The sequence below is a fragment of the Polaromonas sp. P3_C2 genome (assembly GCF_056402675.1).
This window is the reverse complement of the sequence record NZ_JBFUGX010001032.1, coordinates 1-1014: the sequence shown is the minus strand read 5'-3', so window position 1 is coordinate 1014 and position 1014 is coordinate 1. Positions and strand designations below refer to the sequence as shown.

Here is a 1014-nt window from a genome sequence, read left to right as displayed (position 1 = left end):
GCTCGTTTTCGATGCGCGCCGCAACCGTGGCAGCGGGCTCCCAGGCATATTCGAGTCCGTTCGCAACGAGTTTTTCGCGAAGCTCCGGATCTTTCATGGTTTCAGCCAGCGCCTTCTGCAGCTTGGCTTTTACATCCGCCGGCACCCCCTTGGGCGTGGCAATGGCCAGCCAGGAATCGGCCGAGAAACCTTTGAAACCGCTCTCCGCCACAGTCGCCACCGTGGGCATTTGCGTCGCGCGGCTCTCGCCAGTGACGGCGATGGCCTTGATCCTCGGCTTGGCCGCCTTCAGCTGCGGCAGCGCCGCCGCGACGGTGTCAATCGAGAAGGGGATTTGGCCGGCCATCAAGTCGTTCATCGCCGGTGCGCTGCCTTTGTAAGCGATGTGCTGCAGCTTGATGCCAGCGGCGCTCCACAGCATTTCGCCGGCGAAGTGCCCTGTGGTGCCGTTGCCGAACGACCCGTACACGTACTTGTCCGGCGCGGCGCGCACTGCTGTTATGAGTTGCTTCAGGTCGTTGATCGGGACATCGGCGTTGGCCAGCAAAACAAGGGGAACGCGCGCCACCATCCCGACAGGCTCGAAACTCTTGATCGGGTCGTAAGGCAGCTTGGGCATGAGCGCTGGATTCACCGTGAAGGTGGAACCAGAGCTGATCAGCAGCGTGTAGCCGTCCGGCGCCGCCTTGGCAACAAAAGCGGCGCCGACGACGGTGCCGGCGCCCGGGCGGTTGTCGATGACCACCGGCTGGCCCAGTCGTTCAGCCAGTTTCTTGGCGACCAGCCGCCCGGCGATGTCGGTGGCACCGCCCGGCGGAAAAGGAATGACCAGTTGGACCGGCTTGGACGGATAGCCCTGCGCGTGAACGCTGGCCCATGGGGCCAGCAAGACCAGCGCCATGGCCAGGAAGAAGCGCTTCTCATACCTTGGGTTCATCATCGTATTGCTCCTCTTTGATACGGCATGGGCCGCGTTGATCAACCATTGCGAAACAGGAAACTGCAGGCATTGCG

1 protein-coding gene is annotated in these 1014 nt (G+C 62.7%); it reads right to left on the bottom strand.

What is annotated here, in order from left to right; translation table 11 throughout:
- Positions 1-937, bottom strand: a 937-nt coding sequence (locus AC1DWI_RS24355) for a Bug family tripartite tricarboxylate transporter substrate binding protein (protein ID WP_477726068.1), incomplete at its 3' end; no start/stop codon positions are given.
- Positions 938-1014: the final 77 nt, after the last annotated feature.